Annotated in this window: 13 protein-coding genes and 1 pseudogene; 11 read left to right on the forward strand and 3 right to left on the reverse strand. The window is 33.1% G+C overall.

Annotated features, from left to right (window positions below):
* Positions 1 to 78 precede the first annotated feature (78 nt).
* The 6 genes from aryK (at position 79) to LG295_RS02160 (ending at position 8367) form a co-directional block, all read left to right on the forward strand.
* A complete protein-coding gene (gene aryK, locus LG295_RS02135) occupies positions 79 to 2382 on the forward strand; it encodes a transcriptional regulator AryK (protein ID WP_318832600.1) in 2304 nt (767 codons plus the stop codon).
* A 319-nt stretch (positions 2383 to 2701) separates the two neighbouring features.
* Positions 2702 to 4096: an MFS transporter gene (locus LG295_RS02140; RefSeq protein WP_404476262.1), complete on the forward strand. Its 1395-nt coding sequence runs from the start codon at positions 2702 to 2704 to the stop codon at positions 4094 to 4096.
* Between the two features lie 76 nt (positions 4097 to 4172).
* Positions 4173 to 5348, forward strand: a complete 1176-nt coding sequence (locus LG295_RS02145; RefSeq protein ID WP_318832602.1) for a M20 family metallopeptidase — start codon at positions 4173 to 4175, stop codon at positions 5346 to 5348.
* Positions 5349 to 5530: 182 nt separating this feature from the next.
* Complete coding sequence (locus LG295_RS02150; RefSeq protein ID WP_107529675.1) at positions 5531 to 5995, forward strand: hypothetical protein; 465 nt, start codon at positions 5531 to 5533, stop codon at positions 5993 to 5995.
* 50 nt (positions 5996 to 6045) lie between these two features.
* On the forward strand, positions 6046 to 6738 hold the full coding sequence (locus tag LG295_RS02155; protein WP_107529676.1) for an alpha/beta hydrolase: 693 nt from the start codon (positions 6046 to 6048) through the stop codon (positions 6736 to 6738).
* A gap of 228 nt (positions 6739 to 6966) precedes the next feature.
* Positions 6967 to 8367, forward strand: coding sequence for an MFS transporter (locus LG295_RS02160; RefSeq protein WP_318832603.1), 1401 nt, complete (start codon positions 6967 to 6969; stop codon positions 8365 to 8367).
* A gap of 103 nt (positions 8368 to 8470) precedes the next feature.
* Here LG295_RS02160 and LG295_RS02165 read toward each other — a convergent pair.
* Positions 8471 to 8743, reverse strand: a pseudogene (locus LG295_RS02165) (YrhK family protein).
* A gap of 114 nt (positions 8744 to 8857) precedes the next feature.
* Here LG295_RS02165 and LG295_RS02170 point away from each other — a divergent pair.
* Together LG295_RS02170 and LG295_RS02175 are read left to right on the forward strand one after the other, a co-directional pair.
* Positions 8858 to 9391 carry a methylated-DNA--[protein]-cysteine S-methyltransferase gene (locus LG295_RS02170; RefSeq protein WP_107529678.1) on the forward strand — a complete coding sequence of 178 codons (534 nt, stop codon included), beginning with the start codon at positions 8858 to 8860 and terminating at the stop codon, positions 9389 to 9391.
* A 139-nt stretch (positions 9392 to 9530) separates the two neighbouring features.
* Positions 9531 to 11099 carry a BCCT family transporter gene (locus LG295_RS02175; protein WP_318832605.1) on the forward strand — a complete coding sequence of 523 codons (1569 nt, stop codon included), beginning with the start codon at positions 9531 to 9533 and terminating at the stop codon, positions 11097 to 11099.
* Between the two features lie 447 nt (positions 11100 to 11546).
* Here the strand turns inward: LG295_RS02175 and LG295_RS02180 are convergent, their stop codons facing one another.
* Together LG295_RS02180 and LG295_RS02185 are read right to left on the reverse strand one after the other, a co-directional pair.
* Positions 11547 to 11630 (reverse strand): type I toxin-antitoxin system Fst family toxin, encoded by an 84-nt coding sequence (locus LG295_RS02180; RefSeq protein WP_107529700.1) that lies wholly within the window; start codon positions 11628 to 11630, stop codon positions 11547 to 11549.
* Between the two features lie 300 nt (positions 11631 to 11930).
* On the reverse strand, positions 11931 to 13100 hold the full coding sequence (locus tag LG295_RS02185) for a hydroxymethylglutaryl-CoA synthase (RefSeq protein ID WP_107529680.1): 1170 nt from the start codon (positions 13098 to 13100) through the stop codon (positions 11931 to 11933).
* Positions 13101 to 13203: 103 nt separating this feature from the next.
* Here LG295_RS02185 and LG295_RS02190 point away from each other — a divergent pair, with 103 nt between their 5' ends.
* The 3 genes from LG295_RS02190 to LG295_RS02200 all read left to right on the forward strand — a co-directional run bounded on the left by LG295_RS02190 (position 13204) and on the right by LG295_RS02200 (position 16762).
* Positions 13204 to 14358: a thiolase family protein gene (locus tag LG295_RS02190; RefSeq protein ID WP_318832606.1), complete on the forward strand. Its 1155-nt coding sequence runs from the start codon at positions 13204 to 13206 to the stop codon at positions 14356 to 14358.
* Positions 14358 to 15641, forward strand: coding sequence for a hydroxymethylglutaryl-CoA reductase, degradative (locus tag LG295_RS02195; protein ID WP_318832607.1), 1284 nt, complete (start codon positions 14358 to 14360; stop codon positions 15639 to 15641). The genes LG295_RS02190 and LG295_RS02195 overlap by 1 nt, the downstream gene beginning before the upstream one ends.
* 146 nt (positions 15642 to 15787) lie before the next feature.
* Positions 15788 to 16762, forward strand: coding sequence for an SMP-30/gluconolactonase/LRE family protein (locus LG295_RS02200; protein WP_326020759.1), 975 nt, complete (start codon positions 15788 to 15790; stop codon positions 16760 to 16762).
* Positions 16763 to 16795 lie beyond the last annotated feature (33 nt).

Here is a 16795-nt window from a genome sequence, read left to right on the forward strand (position 1 = left end):
CAAAAAAAGAACAAATTCTAGAATTTATAGATTATTGGGGATATTTCTTTAAAATAATAAATTGTAAAGAGGTGAATTATGGAAACTTTTTATAGTATAGATTTGATGAAAGCAACTAATGATAGTAGCCAAATTAATCAAGGATTGCGAATTGGTTTAATATTAAATAATGATATGTCAGTTTGGAAGTTTAATGAATCTTATGAGTTCAATGAAGGTGATGTTTTCATTATTAACCATCAAGAACCTTATAGGTATAATAAAGACGAAGACACGTTATGTATCGTGCTTCATTTAACAGAAAATTATTTAAAACAGTACTTAACTGACTTTAGCGATAAATTTTATATATTGGATAAAGCACACATACAAAATGCAATATATAAACAAATTGTAAATATTGTAGCTAAAATCGGGATTGTTTATATCAGAAAAGGTGAGTTTTACCGTTTATACATAGAACAACAATTGATAGAATTAATGTTTATTATTGCACGGTTTTTACCTACAAAACGCAATGAGTTTTATAGAAAGAGCGTAGAGGATAATCGCGTGGCATTTGTATGCAATTATATAGAAAATAATTATAGTAATAGTATTTCACTTAATGAAGTAGCCAATATGGTACATCTCAGTACTACTTATTTATCTAAATTATTCACACGACAAGTCGGGATGGGATTCAGTCAATATATCATACATATAAGGCTGAAACATTGTAAGAAAGATTTAGTTATGACAGATAACTCAATTACACAAATTGCTGTGAAACATGGGTTCAGTAATTCGAACACCTTATTAAAACATTTTAAAGCACATATGAAATTAACGCCTTCTCAATTTAGAGAAAAATATAAAAATATAGAATTAGTGGAAACTATCAATAAAGAGCAAAAAGAAGTTATTTATCAAAGATATTTATATTATTTATCATTATATATTTATCAAACAGATGAGATGTTACTACAGTCACCTGAGGCTCAAAAAAGAATAGATATCAGACTCAAAGAAACAAAGCGAAAGCTGTTACCGTATGGTCATGTCATACAAATCGGGAATTTAGAAGTATTACTCATCAAAAGGTTTAGAAGACAATTGCTAGAAGTTAAAAATAATATTGGTGTCAATCATGTGCTAATCAAAGATCCAATCAAAGAGGGATTTGTAGAACATAAATGGATTGAAAGTGATGAAGAAATACCAAATATTCATCCATATATGAAGTTAGATGAATGCTTGGATTTTCTAATTGAACATCAAATAGGTTTAGGAATAGAAATCAATCCACCTAAGACAAGAGTAAATTTTAAAGTATATAATCAAGAAATGACTTATTTATTAGAACATATGTATAACACATTAATGGAGAAAAAATCATTTAATTTAATAGTTTATATTGGTACTAATGATGCACAGTTATTTCAGTCTCTTTTGAGATTGTTTAAAAATTATTTTCCTCATATCAAAATAGTAATGAATACGAGCATTGATTCAGAAAAGCAAGCAACTGCAGCTAAGTATATTTTAGATCATCATCAAAATAATATTGATAGTATCAGTTTTAGTGCAAATCAAAATGATATGATTAATTTTAAATCAATCGACGATAATCAATATAACCAAACTAAAAAACATATTAAATTAAAATTGAAGCAAATTAAGGATTGGTTAGGTTTGAAAGATTATTGTATCCCATTTACTTTGTTAAAGTGGAATACATTAACAGGGAATACAAATTATACAAATGGTGCGTATTTTCGAGCAGGTATTATTTTTGAACAACTTGTGGAAATGAATGAGGACATTCGTTCTATCGGATATTGGCTGAATTTTGAGATACATCAACAACACTGTCAGAAAGAAACTATTGCTCAGTTGAATGGTATCGATTTATATCATCAATTTGGAGGTAAGAGACCTGCCTTTTTTACAAGTACAATGTTTTCAAGGCTCTCAGAGCGCATTTTATATAAAAATGAAAACTGTATGGTTATAGGTGATTTTAATCATTTCCAAGTGGTTTTATGGAATGCAGAACATTATAATCCATATTTCACGATGAATGATTCATCAAATGATATAAACTATAATGAATATCAGTTCAATATTACAAATGCTTTACCTGGTATGTATAAAATTAAACATTACACTTTAGACAAGAATCATGGTGCGTTATATAAAGTATGGCAACAATATAATACACGCTATGGTATGGATAAAGAAACGATTGATTACGTAAATCGAGTTAATTATCCAAAATTAAATATTAGTGAAATCAAAGTCACAAATACAATTACATATCATTTGAAATTACTGACTAACGCGCTACATATTATTGAATTTAGAAAATATTATAATGAGGAAGTTGAGGAGCTAACCTAGGGGAATTGAACTTTAAATGCCCTAGGTTAGCTTTTTTGAGTGAATAATGATTACGGGTACTGTGGTTATTGTAAAGTTTGCGAGTAATGACAAAAAGTAGAGTTCTTTTTTTGTCATTACTAAAAAAGAACACAAAGTCATTATAAAAAGAATATAAAAATAGCAAATAATCTATATTAAGAAGAAAATGAGCGCGCTACAATCTTTTTTGAGAGAGGATAGCAAGTATCATTGATGGAAGATGTTTTATAAACATCTCACAATTGAGCTTATCTTCCCTGTTTGTCATTTGTAAATTTAAAAATAGGAGGAACATAAAATGACTCAAAAGGGAAATGCGCAAACATATAAAGGTGACAATAGACTGATTTTAGGTATCGTGTTAGGTGTTGTGACTTTTTGGTTATTTGCACAATCTTTATTAAATGTTGTACCTACGTTGCAACAATCGTTTCATAGTAATATTGGAACAATCAGTATCGCAGTGAGTATTACCGCACTGTTTTCTGGTATGTTTGTTGTTGGTGCTGGAAGTCTTGCTGATAAGGTGGGGCGTGTAAAGATTACTTATATCGGTTTATGGTTAAGCATTATAGGATCATTATTAATTATCATTAGTAACTTACCAATATTATTAATTATTGGTAGGGTCATTCAGGGATTGTCAGCAGCAGCTATTATGCCCTCGACACTAGCAATTATGAAAGCTTATTTTGATGGTAAAGATAGACAACGTGCATTGAGTTATTGGTCAATAGGGTCATGGGGAGGTTCAGGTTTAGCATCACTGTTTGGCGGGATAGTCTCAACATTTATTGGTTGGCGTTGGATTTTTATTTTATCTATACTTATTGCTTTACTATCAATGTATTTAATCAAAGGAACTCCTGAAACGAAGTCACCAATAACTAATAATAAACGTTTTGATTATGCTGGTTTGATTTTATTTGTAATTATGATGTTAAGTATCAATATTGTTATTACACAAAGTGGTGCGTTGGGATTATTCTCACCGATTATTTTAGAACTTATAATCATTTTTATACTTTCGACAATTATTTTCTTAAAAGTTGAAAATAAAATAGGTAATCCATTAATTGATTTTAAACTATTTCACAATAAGGCTTATACAGGCGCAACATTATCTAATTTCTTATTGAATGGTGTGGCAGGTGCTTTACTAGTTGCTAATACATTTGTACAGCAAGGATTAGGATTTAGTGCATTTCAAACAGGATTGCTATCAATAACATATTTAGTAACCGTATTATTAATGATTCGTGTTGGAGAAAAAGTACTACAAAAAGTTGGTGCTAAGAAACCAATGGTTTTAGGAACTTCTTTTAATATGGTTGGTATCATTTTAATTTCGCTTACTTTTTTACCTAGTATGATTTATGTAGTTGTCTGTATTTTTGGCTATTTACTTTATGGCTTAGGATTAGGATTTTATGCTACACCTTCGACAGATATGGCTATTTCTAATTCACCAGAAGATAAAGTTGGTGTTGCCTCAGGTATTTACAAAATGGCTTCATCATTAGGCGGCGCGTTCGGTATTGCTTTATCTGGCGCATTATATGGTATTGTAACAAATTTAACTAATGTACAAATTGGTGCGTTAGCGGGCTTATGGTTAAACGTTGTTATGGCATTGTTATCCTTATTCATTATTATGATTATGGTGCCTACAACAAAACAAATTAGAAAATAAAATCCCAATAGGGCTGACAAATATTTTGAAAACAAAAAGTGTATAATGTAATTATCACGTTATAGGGGGAACTATTATGGTGAAAGAATTAATAGAACTATTGAAAGATAAAGAAGAACGCATGATTGAAATTCGTCGATTTCTACATCAATATCCTGAACTATCGTTTCATGAAGAGCAAACGCCAAAATATATTGAAGAGTTTTATAGAAATAAAGATTGTGATGTAGAAACTAACATAGGGCCTAACGGATTAAAAGTGACAATTGATAGTGGGAAACCAGGCAAAACAATTGCTATTCGAGCTGATTTTGATGCGTTACCGATCCAAGAAGATACAGGTTTATCCTTTGCTTCAAAAAATAAAGGTGTGATGCATGCATGTGGTCACGATGCTCATACAGCATACATGTTAATACTTGCAGAAACATTAATAGAATTAAAAGAACAATTTAATGGCAAAGTAGTAGTTATTCACCAACCTGCAGAAGAAGTGCCACCAGGAGGCGCACAAGCCATGATTAAAGATGGCGTGTTAGATGGTGTAGATCATGTGTTAGGTGTTCATGTTATGAGTCATATGCCTACTGGAACGGTTTTTTATCGTGAAGGTAACGTGCAAACTGGGAGAGACTTTTTTAAACTTACAGTAAAAGGCCAAGGTGGTCATGGTTCATCACCACATACAGCAAACGATGCTATAGTTGCTGGTGCGTATTTCGTTAATGCTGCTCAAACGATTGTATCAAGAAGATTGAATCCATTTGAAACGGGTGTCGTAACGATTGGTTCATTTGATGGTAAAGGTCAATTTAATGTCATCAAAGATAGCATCGTTATTGAAGGAGATGTTCGAGCATTAACAGACGATACAAAACGTACCATTAAAAATGAAGTTACACGCTTATCTGAGGGTTTAGAATCAATGTTTGGTGTAACTTGTGAGTTAGAATATCATGACGATTATCCTGCGCTATACAACGATCAAGCATTCACACGTTTTGTAGTGAATTCTATTGAAAATGCAGAAACAGATGCGATTAAAAAAGTAGAAAGATGTGAACCACAACCACCATCTGAAGATTTTGCATATTATGCTAAAGTGCTACCAAGCACATTTATATATGCAGGTGCAGCACCAGAAAATGGGGAGATTCATCCTCATCATCATCCTAAATTCACAATTAGTGAAAAAGCAATGCGAGTTTCTGCGGAAGCGGTAGGCATTACTGTATTAAACTATTTAAAATAAATCCATATTTAAGACACCTTGATGCTATTCACTTTATAGCATCAAGGTGTCTTAAATTATGTTGTAATAATGATGATTAAACCATTATTTAAATCCATCACTTTAATATTGTCATAAAAGTTTATGAACTAACTATTGAGTGTATATATAGAATGACAATAAAAAGATGAAGGATGATTATGATGAATGGCGACAAGAAAATAAGTGAATTACTAGATAGTTATAAAAAACCATTAAAAAAACTTTTTAAGTATGATAAATCAAAAGCCTTAACATTTGATAAAGAAAGTAGAAATGTAGTTGAAAATGAAAAGGGTGTCTTTGTCATATTTAATAATAAAAAACCGATATTTGTTGGACAAGCAGGCGGATTTATGACGGGGTATAAATTAACACAAAAAGATCTGAATGATAAATTAGGTCAATTTAATTCCAAATCTGACGCAGGTACAGCAAAATTTAGAAGAGTGTTTAGTGCGCAACAAAACTTAGATGAAATGGAACAACAAAATATTAAGGCCGAAAATTATAATTTAAAATTCCAATATATTAAAGTAAAAGAGAATCCAGCAATGATCAATATATTAGAATTACTTGCTTTAGAATACGCAAAAGATAATGAAATTGAACTGTATAACTTTTTATAATTTAAGATAGGTTGTTCTTAATTTTAATGCTTGAAGTGAGGTGATGTGAAATGAATTTAAACACATTAAGTATTTATTTTCAGCATCATGAGATAAGAATAAAACTACCAAAAAACTATTTTAAGACTGAAGGGAAGTCTTATCCATTAGTTATAGTACAAGATGGCGACTATTTATTTAAAGATCTAAAGGAAGACGTAGTGTTTGCAGGGGTTGTTCCTAAAGACAGAAAGCAAGACTACACACCTTGGTACACAAACATAAATGGAATTGAATTTGATGGTAAGGCAGACGACTATTTAGTATGGATAGCTAGTGAATTATTACCGTATTTGAAAAAATGTTTCAGTATTTCTAAGGAACATAAAGATATAGCTATCGCAGGGGCGTCGTTAGGTGGACTAGTATCGTTGTATGGACTTTTAACAGAGAAGCATGCTTTTGGTAGTTTTATATTAATATCGCCATCAATATGGTATCCTGGCTTTTTAAAATATATGAGAGAGCATGAAATTCTTAAACAGCCACTCTATGTGTACTGGTATGTAGGAGAGTTAGAAGGAAAGCATAATAAACTTTTAACTCAAAATATGATTTCACAAACAGAACAAGGCGTCGATATTTTAAATGAACTCTTAATATCTGAACAATCAATATTTCACTTTGTAACGAATAGAAAAGGTATACATCGTAAATATTACTTTAAAAAATATTTCAAACATGCAATTAAGAAACTATTTTGAATAAATGAAAAAGTTTTTCACCTATATTATCAGAAAATTCTTTAAATTAAACTAAATTCAGCACTTTTATGTTAGAAAAGTGATAACATTTATAGTGTAAGTATTTATAAAAAAGAGAAGCATGTATCCAATAGTGAAACATAACGCTTCGAACATGTAGCGTTGATTGATGTTTTGAATTTTTATAAATATGGATTGAATTTATATTTAAACATAGGGGATGCTTTTATGACAGAAAACACTAAAAATTTTTCGGGAAGTAAGTTATTGACTAGCATTGTATTATCTATATTAACTTATTGGCTGTTTGCGCAGTCTTTTTTAAATATAGGGCCAAAGATACAATCAGCATTTGGTACTAGTCCAGATATAGTTAATATTTCAATTAGCTTAACTTCATTTGTTACTGGCGTTTTTATGGTTGTAGCGGGTAATTTTTCAGATAAACTTGGTAAGGTGAAAATGACTAGAATCGCATTGATACTTAGTATTATTGGTTCACTTATGCTAATCGTTTCTGGAAATGTTGTTTTATTACTCATGGGGAGAGTAGTACAAGGACTATCAGCAGCTATTATAATGCCGGCTACAATTTCAATAGTAAATGACTTTTTTGAAGGTGATGAGAGACAAAAAGCGTTAAGTTATTGGTCGATAGGCGCATTTGGTGGTACTGGTTTATCTTCTTTTTTTGCAGGTGCAATGGCGACATTTATATCGTGGCAATCGATTTTTGTATTATCTATTATATTATCTCTTTTGGCGTTATTCTTGTTGAACAATTTACCTGAAAGTAAATTAGTTAAATCAACGTCTAATCAGTTTGATTATATAGGGCTTACTATATTTGTGATTATGATTGCAAGTATTAGTTTTGTGATTACACAAGGCTATAAAATTGGGTGGTTAAGTACACCTACATTAGTCTTAAGTTTATTATTTTTTGTGTGTATTTTTGTGTTTTATAAATTTGAAAAGCCCAAACAAACACCTTTTATTGATTTAGAGTTATTTAAAAATAGACCATATATTGGCGCAGTGTTGGCAAACTTTTTATTGAATACAGGTGTAGGTGTTATCGCTTTGTTTAACATGCATGCACAAGGTGGATTGAAACTGAGTGCGTTCCAGGCTGGTATGCTCACTCTACCTTATTTAATTACATTATTACTTGTCGTTCGTTTAGGTGAGAAAAGTATTAAACGTTTTGGAGCGAAACGTGCAATGGTTATCGGGCCGATTTTTACAGCTTTAGGCATATTACTATTTAGTTTTACTTTCTTTGATAAATCGCTATATATAATTGTCGCGTTAATAGGGGCAGTATGTTTTGGAGGAGGAACCGGCTTGTTTGCAACGCCAGCTCTAAGTACGGCTGTATCAACTACACCAGCTGAAAAAGTAGGAGTAGCATCAGGTATTTTTAAAATGGGATCTACACTAGGCGGTGCATTTGGTATCGCAATTATGACCTCTATTTATACAGCTGTAATACAAAGTGGCCGTAGCATGGAAGTAGCGGCAAGTATAGGTTTTATCGTAGGGGCATGTTTAGTTGTTTGTGGCGTGTTAGCAAGTGCACTGATTATTCCAACTAGGAAGATTAAAACTAGATTGAAAACAAGTTAATTTGTTAAATTAATGCGGGAATGGTTTCAGTTAAGATGTTAATCATTAGGAGTAGAGGCGTAAAAGTCAAAGACTTAGTTTCGCTACGCCTCTTTACCTTAAGTTATAATTTATGTTTAAAAGCTAAATGTAAACCGTGAGTAAATACAATCAAAGATCTTATAGTCATTTGAATACTGCCTATAACGAATCATACAGTATTAGTTGTTACAGTTGAGCTGTTGAAAAATAAAAAGCAACCACATAGGAATATTAAACCTAAGATAATATCATTTAATTGATAGAGCGCTTTATAAATTAATGTAATACGGTCGGATGTTGGGTTTTTATGGAAATTTAGTCCTATACTTTTGTTGTTTTGTTTGAAGTGACTCACTTAGAACCTCCTAAAGTTAAATGCTATATGAGTGGTACATACCTTCAATTATTTACATAAAACAAATAAAGTTTTATGATGATAGCAAATTAAAAGGTGGAAAAGAGGAATATTATGTATTATAAAACAACTTATCAATCACCGATTGGCCAAATCACCTTAACCTCTGACGGAGAAAGTATTACAGGTTTGTGGTTACCAAACCACCAAGACATTGAAGCACATTACGACGATAAATTAGTGAATCAAAATCAACCAGTATTTGAACAAGCTATACGCTGGTTAGATAGCTATTTCTCAGGAAATAAACCTATAATAGATTTTCCTTTAAAGGCTAAAGGAACGCCCTTTCGAGAAACAGTTTGGAAAATATTATTAGAAATACCACATGGAGAAACGGTAACTTATAGTGATATTGCCAGAAAAGTGGCGTTAGAAAGAGGTAAAGAGAAAATGTCTTCCCAAGCTGTAGGGGGAGCAGTTGGAAGTAATCCAATTTCTATTATCATCCCATGTCATAGAGTTGTGGGGAAAGATGGAAGTTTAACAGGTTATGGTGGTGGCATTGACACTAAAATTGAATTATTAAAATTAGAACAATTAGATATGACTCAGTTTTACAAACCTAAAAACAGTACCAAACCGTAAGTTTGGTGCTGTTTATTTTGCATTTTCAAAAAATAAAATATGTATAAATAAATATACTGGATTTTATGGAAAGTTGATTACTATCTTCAGTGTGTTATTCTGTACAACATAATAATAATTTATTTAGGTGGTGCAAATTTTGGGTAACGATGAAAAGCGATTTTCAAGTGTATTTATTTTTTCAGCAACAATTGTGGGTTTGTTAGTACTTATTGGTGCAATTTTTCCAACCCAATTTGGAGACATAACAGGATACATATCGACGTGGGTAACAAAAACATTTGGCTGGTATTACATGCTACTTTACACAGTTGTTTTAGGCTTTTGTGTATTTTTAGTATTCAGTCCAATTGGAAAGTTAAAACTAGGAAAACCGTCTGATAAACCGGAGTTTCATACGGTCTCGTGGTTGGCAATGCTATTTAGTGCAGGTATGGGAATTGGTCTCGTATTCTATGGGGCTTCTGAACCTATATCGCATTATTTAGCACCACCTACTGCCGATCCGGAAACAAAAGCGGCAATGTCAGAAGCATTTAGATCATCATTTCTTGATTATGGATTTCATCCATGGGCTGTATATGGTGTAGTGGCATTAGGATTAGCATACTCGCAATTCCGTAAAGGTGAAAATGGATTGATTTCTAGAACATTACGACCTGTATTAGGCGATAAGGTTGATGGTCCGATTGGTAACATAGTGGATGTATTAAGTGTATTTGCAACAATTATTGGGGTGGCAGTATCACTTGGTGTTGGTGCAATTCAAATTAACGGAGGTTTAAATTACTTATTTGGTATCCCTAACAATGCGCTTATTCAAGGTATAATTATTGCAGTGGTTACCGTCTTATTTTTATATAGTGCCTGGAGTGGTTTGAGTAAAGGGATTCAATATTTAAGTAATTTAAATATGCTTTTAGCTGGCTTATTATTAATCGTTATTTTTATAGTGGGACCTACGTTGTTAATCGTAAATATGATGACAAGTGGTACAGGAGACTATTTAAATACATTAATCTTTAATAGTTTAGATGTAGCCCCGCTAAACGAACAAAAAGCTGAATGGCTTCAAAGTTGGACAATCTACTACTGGGGATGGTGGATGAGCTGGAGTCCATTTGTAGGTATCTTTATAGCTAGAATTTCAAAAGGGCGTAGTATACGTGAATTTGTTATTGCAGTATTAGGTGTACCAGTAGTAATTAGTATTATATGGTTTAGTGCTTTTGGTGCTACAGGAATTGATGTAGGACAAACACATGGTGAGATTTTCAAATTACCTCCTGAGACGCAATTATTTGGTATATTTAATGAACTACCTTTTGGCTTCATCTTATCAATTATTGCATTAGCATTGATTGCTTCATTCTTTATTACTTCAGCGGATTCAGCAACATTTGTATTAGGAATGCAAACAGCTTATGGCACATTAAATCCTTCAGGTTTTATCAAAATCATTTGGGGATTAGCATTGGCTGCTATTGCTTATGTATTATTACTTGCTGGTGGCGATACGGGGTTAGACGCTTTGCAATCAGCAGCGATTATCTCGGCGTTACCGTTTAGTGTTGTTGTGATATTAATGATGGTTTCATTATATAAAGATGGTAATGAAGAAAGAAAACAATTAGGTTTATCGTTACAACCAAACGAAAAGAAGTATAAAATTTATAAAAAACAAGTAGAAGCAAATGATAAGCAATAAATCATTATAAGAATGAGGTGTTTAAATCATGGGTGTGTTTTAAAGCATTCCTATGATTAAGCACCTTTTTTAGTATTTATATATCAAGGAGAAAACAAGGGAAGTAGTGATAGTAATACTATACGCAAATGACATTATGGATAGAACTAATAATTAATTTTTGCCACCTCTTCAAAGAAAAGGGGGAACAAGTGAACGATTTAGCTTCTGAGATTAAGTGTAGTTGGCCCAAAGTCCTTGAGTTGTGAATGTATGTTAGGTAAATCATAACAAGGTAAAGTCATAAACACAGAAGGTTTTACTCAAAACGATCATTCCGTTATTTGTATTTTCATTTTTGAATTCCCTTACACTATGATGTTATAGTATGTGTAACGAAAATAAGTATTCACTTATACACCAATCCCCTCACTATGCCAGTAATGAGGGGATTTTTGTTGGTGTGTTTTAATGTCGCCTATTTTTATTGTGTTTACTTAGCCAATAAGTAAAATACGCAATGACACAGCCACTGATGACTGGCGCTATGATGTGAACGAAATAAGCATCACTTTATACACCTCCTTTCTACGTCAAATTGACGCCTGAAAGATAGGCGATGCCATTATGATACACCTGTGAATGTAAAAGCAGATCCACTTCCAATACTTTGAATGATATCAGTTTAAGAGCAACACAATGTACTTACTATGATAAAAGTTGAATTCGACACTATGATTATCTATGTATTTATTTTATACAGATATAACAAACGATTAAGGCTGGGACAAATAAAATTTTGTCCCAGCCTCACATTAATTTATAAAGAGATAAGAATAAGTGATTTAAAACTTAATTTAAGGTATTATAATTACGGATATGATCGTTAATGCTTTCAAGATAGAAAATTGCATTTTCTTCATTTTCTAATTCACTTTCATGATCAAATTCTAAATTATCAAAACGGTTGAAGAAAGTTTCATATGTTTCAACTGAAATTTCTGTACGGTTGTTTAGTAAATCTTTATGTCCTTGGATATCAAGTGCATCTTGATATCCTTCAACAACTTTACCACTAAAGAATTCGCCAACAGATCCAGAACCATAACTGAATAAACCAATTGTGTCATTAGCAGCTAAATCATGCGTTTCTAATAATGAGATTAAACTCAAGTATAGTGAACCTGTATAGATGTTACCTACATAACGATTATAATAAGTAGCTGCATCATAACCAGAAGTTAAGCGTGTTTTAGTTTCTTCATCTATGTCATCTGTTAAAATTGAATCAAGTGCTTTTTTGCCCATTTTAGTAAATGGCACATGGAAGCATAAAGAGCTGAAATCAGCTAGTGATTTATTGTAACGACGTGCATATTCTTGCCAACTTTCTTGGAATGAATGAATATATGCATCTTTTGATAACGCACCATCTACAAGTGGATAAGGTTGTCCGCTTGGACGCCAAAAATCATATACGTCTTCAGTGAAAGCAACTGCGTCATCATTTAGTTCAAGAATACGTGGGTTTTGTGATATCATCATAGCAACTGCACCTGCACCTTGTGTAGGTTCGCCACCAGAATTCAAACCATAACGCGCAGTATCACTTGCAATGACAAGTACTTTTTCATTTGGGCGTTGCGCTAAATAATCTTTAGCTAATTGGATAGCTGGTGTTGCAGCATAACAAGCTTCTTTCATTTCAATACAACGAGCAAATGGCTGAATACCTAACAAATTATGTATTTGCACTGCTGAAGCTTTTGCTGAATCTATTGCAGATTCAGTTGCAACAATAACCATACTGATTTGTTTTTTATCTTCTTCTGTCACGATGGCTTTAGCAGCATTAGCACCCATTGAAACAATATCTTGACTCATAGGACTTACTGACATCTCTGTTTGGCCGATGCCTAATAAGAACTTGTTTGGGTCCACTTGACGTGATTCGGCAAGTTTAGCCATATCTACATAAAATCTTGGAACATAAAAATTAATTTGATCAATACCGACTGTCATAAAGCGTATCGACACCTTTCTATATATAAATAAGCAACTGTATCATACCAAATCATACACATAAAATACAATTATTTAAAAAGAGCTATAAAGGAGAATAATAATGAATAAAGTAGCAATCGTAAGTGCAAAACGTACACCAATAGGAAGATTCAGAGGAAAATTAAGTAAATATTCAGCAGTTGAACTTGGAACAAAGACATTAGAAGCTGCTATGAAGGCAATTAACATAGATCCACAGAAAGTAGAACAAGTTATCTACGGTAATGTATTACAAAGTGGCAGTGGTCAAAATCCTGCTCGTCAAATAGCAATCCATGCTGGTGTTCCAAATACAACACCAGCTATGACCATAAATGAAGTGTGTGGCTCTGGCTTAAAGTCTATTATTTTAGGAAAACAATTAATCCAATTAGGTGAAGCTAAAGTAGTAGCTGTAGGTGGTGTAGAAAGTATGACAAACGCTCCTAAGTTAGTGCTTAATGAAGATGAAGCGCCTGTAGATAGCTTTATGCACGATGGTCTTACTGATGCATTTTTAAACGTACCTATGGGTATTACAGCTGAAAAAATTGCTGAAAAGTACAACGTATCACGTGAAGCCCAGGATTATTTTGCTAACGAATCTCAACACAAAGCACAACAAGCGACAGAAGCTGGTAAATTTAATAATGAAATCGTTCCATTAGAAGATGTAAATGGAGAAATGATGACTACGGATGAAGGTATTCGTGGAAATAGTAGTGTTGAGAAATTAAGTACATTAAAAACAATATTTAAAGAAGATGGTACCGTAACAGGTGGGAATGCATCTAGTATTAATGACGGTGCATCTACAATCATTTTAATGGATGCTGAATATGCGAAACAAGAAGGCTATGACATTTTAGCAATAGTAGGAGAGCATGCCGAAATTGGTTGTGATCCTGAGTATATGGGTTATGCGCCATATCATGCAGTAACAAAATTATTAGATAAGACTGATAAAGTCATCAATGACTATGACGTAATAGAAATGACAGAAGCATTTGCGTCACAAAGTATACCTGTGAGGGATAATTTAAATATATCTGAAGATAAGTTGAATCTCTATGGCGGTGCGATTGCATTAGGTCATCCTATTGGTGCAAGTGGCACACGTTTGGTTACAACTTTAGTTAATATTTTAGCTCAAGAAGAGAAACAATCAGGCATAGCAACTGCTTGTATCGGCGGCGGTTTAGGAATTGCAATCCAAATTGAAAAGGAGAATAACTAATGGAACCATTAGGTAAGGCATTTCGTCATTTGTCTAGAGCAGAAAAGTTAGAGGAGTTAGTAATTAAAGGTTGGTTATCTGAAGAAAATAAAAATGTGTTACTCAATCATCCTTTGATTTCAGAAGAGATTGCGAATAGTCTTATTGAAAATGTCATTGGACAAGGGACCTTACCTGTAGGTTTATTGCCTGAAATCAACGTAGATGATAAATCATATGTTGTTCCAATGATGGTAGAAGAACCTTCAGTAGTTGCAGCAGCTAGTTACGGGGCAAAGCTTGTAAATCAAACTGGAGGTTTTAAAGTTATTTCTAGTGAACGTTTAATGATTGGTCAAATTGTGTTTGATGGCGTGACAGATACAACAGTTTTAGAGCGACGTCTTCAACAACTTGAACCGCAAATGAAACGTATTGCGGATGAAGTATATCCTTCAATCATTGAGCGTGGCGGTGGTTTTCGTAAAACTGAAATAGATGCATTTCCTAATGAAGGCTTATTGTCATTAAAAGTCTACGTAGATACTAAAGATGCAATGGGCGCCAATATGTTAAATACCATCTTAGAAGGTATAACAGCCTATTTAAAAAATGAAGTCGAGCATGTTGATATATTGATGAGTATTTTATCTAATCATGCCACTGCATCTGTCGTTAAAGTACAAGGAGAAATCACAGTTGATGCATTATCAAAAGGTAATCGCGATGGTCAAGAGGTTGCCAAAAGAATGGAACGCGCATCTGTATTAGCCCAAGTTGATATACATCGAGCGGCAACACATAATAAAGGTGTGATGAATGGTATTCACGCTGTAGTGTTGGCGACAGGTAATGATACTCGTGGTGCTGAAGCGACAGCACATGCATATGCAAGTAAAGACGGTCAATATCGTGGTCTAGCTACGTGGCATTATAATGAAGAAAAACAAGTGCTTGTTGGGACGATTGAGGTGCCTATGACATTGGCTACTGTAGGTGGCGGTACAAAAGTTTTACCAATCGCAAAAGCATCATTAGAATTAATGAATGTTGATTCTGCCCAAGAATTGGGTCACGTTGTTGCTGCCGTAGGGTTAGCTCAAAATTTTGCTGCATGTCGTGCCTTGGTTTCTGAAGGTATCCAACAAGGTCATATGAGTTTACAATATAAATCGCTAGCAATTGTAGTAGGCGCACAAGGTGAAGAAATTGCTCAAGTAGCAGAACGTTTAAAAACACAAGATCGTGCTAATACAGCAGTTGCACAACAACTCTTAGAAGAATTAAGATTACAAAAACAATAATATAAACTAACCTCTAAATGTATTTTCTAATGCATTTAGAGGTTTTTATATAAATAAGATAGCGGTTTTTTAAATGATTGATTTATTTGAAACAATGGTTCCCATATAATTAAATATAAAGAAAGTGAAGAAAGGGGAAATGATTAATGAAAAATAAAGAATTACCTAGATTATCATATACGAGAAATACTAAAAGTGAGGTACCTATTCTTGCTCATGAACAAGGTATACAAACCATTACGGCTGAACCATGGTTAGAGATTTCTGATAGGGGATTACAACTTGAAGGACTTTGCTTCGATAGAAATGGTGACTTAGTACTTTGTGAAGTCTTCGGGGGAACTATTTTTCATGTAACTTTACCCGATAAAAAAATCACACCATTATTAAAATCACATAAAGACAACCCAGCAGCCGTCAAAATACATAAAGACGGACGTTTATTTGTATGTTATTTAGGTGATTTTGATAGTTCAGGCGGTATTTACGCTGTCGATGGAAGCGGCGATAAAATTCAGGAAATTGTATCAGATATTGAAACAGAATATTGTGTAGATGATTTAGTATTTGATAGTAAAGGTGGATTTTATTTTACGGATTTTAGAGGTTATTCGACAAATCCTAAGGGGGGCGTGTATTATGTCTCGCCTGACTTTAAGTCAATCACGCCTGTGATACAAAATCTTGCAGTTGCGAATGGTGTTGCGCTTAGCACTGATGAAAAAATACTTTGGGTTACTGAAACGAATGCAAATCGATTGCATCGTATAGAGTTATTAGAAGACGGTGTTACGATTGCTCCCTTTGGTGCTTCTATCCCTTATTATTTCACAGGGCATGAAGGTCCAGATTCATGTTGTATAGATAGTGATGATAATTTATATGTTGCTATGTACGGTCAAGGAAGAGTTCTAGTATTTAACGAAAGAGGATATCCAATAGGTCAAATATTGATTCCTGGTCGTGATTCTGGCCATATGTTGAGATCGACTCACCCAGCGTTTATACCGGGAACAGATCAATTGATTATTTGTTCAAATGATATTGAAAATGAGGGTGGTTCTTGGATTTATACAGTTAAAGGATTTGCTAAAGGACACCAAAGCTACCAATTTCAATAAAATAAAAAGAAACGTTGATTTGCAACAAAAAGC

The organism is Staphylococcus pseudoxylosus (assembly GCF_044794325.1).
Classification (GTDB): Bacteria; Bacillota; Bacilli; order Staphylococcales; family Staphylococcaceae; genus Staphylococcus; species Staphylococcus pseudoxylosus.

Excerpts from the sequence above, each read along its gene's own strand:
- aryK (WP_318832600.1), top strand. The coding sequence starts at position 79 with ATGGAAACTTTTTATAGTATAGATTTGATGAAAGCAACTAATGATAGT.
- LG295_RS02140 (WP_404476262.1), top strand. The coding sequence starts at position 2,702 with ATGACTCAAAAGGGAAATGCGCAAACATATAAAGGTGACAATAGACTG.
- LG295_RS02145 (WP_318832602.1), top strand. The coding sequence starts at position 4,173 with ATGGTGAAAGAATTAATAGAACTATTGAAAGATAAAGAAGAACGCATG.
- LG295_RS02150 (WP_107529675.1), top strand. The coding sequence starts at position 5,531 with ATGAATGGCGACAAGAAAATAAGTGAATTACTAGATAGTTATAAAAAA.
- LG295_RS02155 (WP_107529676.1), top strand. The coding sequence starts at position 6,046 with ATGAATTTAAACACATTAAGTATTTATTTTCAGCATCATGAGATAAGA.
- LG295_RS02160 (WP_318832603.1), top strand. The coding sequence starts at position 6,967 with ATGACAGAAAACACTAAAAATTTTTCGGGAAGTAAGTTATTGACTAGC.
- LG295_RS02170 (WP_107529678.1), top strand. The coding sequence starts at position 8,858 with ATGTATTATAAAACAACTTATCAATCACCGATTGGCCAAATCACCTTA.
- LG295_RS02185 (WP_107529680.1), bottom strand. The coding sequence starts at position 13,100 with ATGACAGTCGGTATTGATCAAATTAATTTTTATGTTCCAAGATTTTAT.
- LG295_RS02190 (WP_318832606.1), top strand. The coding sequence starts at position 13,204 with ATGAATAAAGTAGCAATCGTAAGTGCAAAACGTACACCAATAGGAAGA.
- LG295_RS02195 (WP_318832607.1), top strand. The coding sequence starts at position 14,358 with ATGGAACCATTAGGTAAGGCATTTCGTCATTTGTCTAGAGCAGAAAAG.
- LG295_RS02200 (WP_326020759.1), top strand. The coding sequence starts at position 15,788 with ATGAAAAATAAAGAATTACCTAGATTATCATATACGAGAAATACTAAA.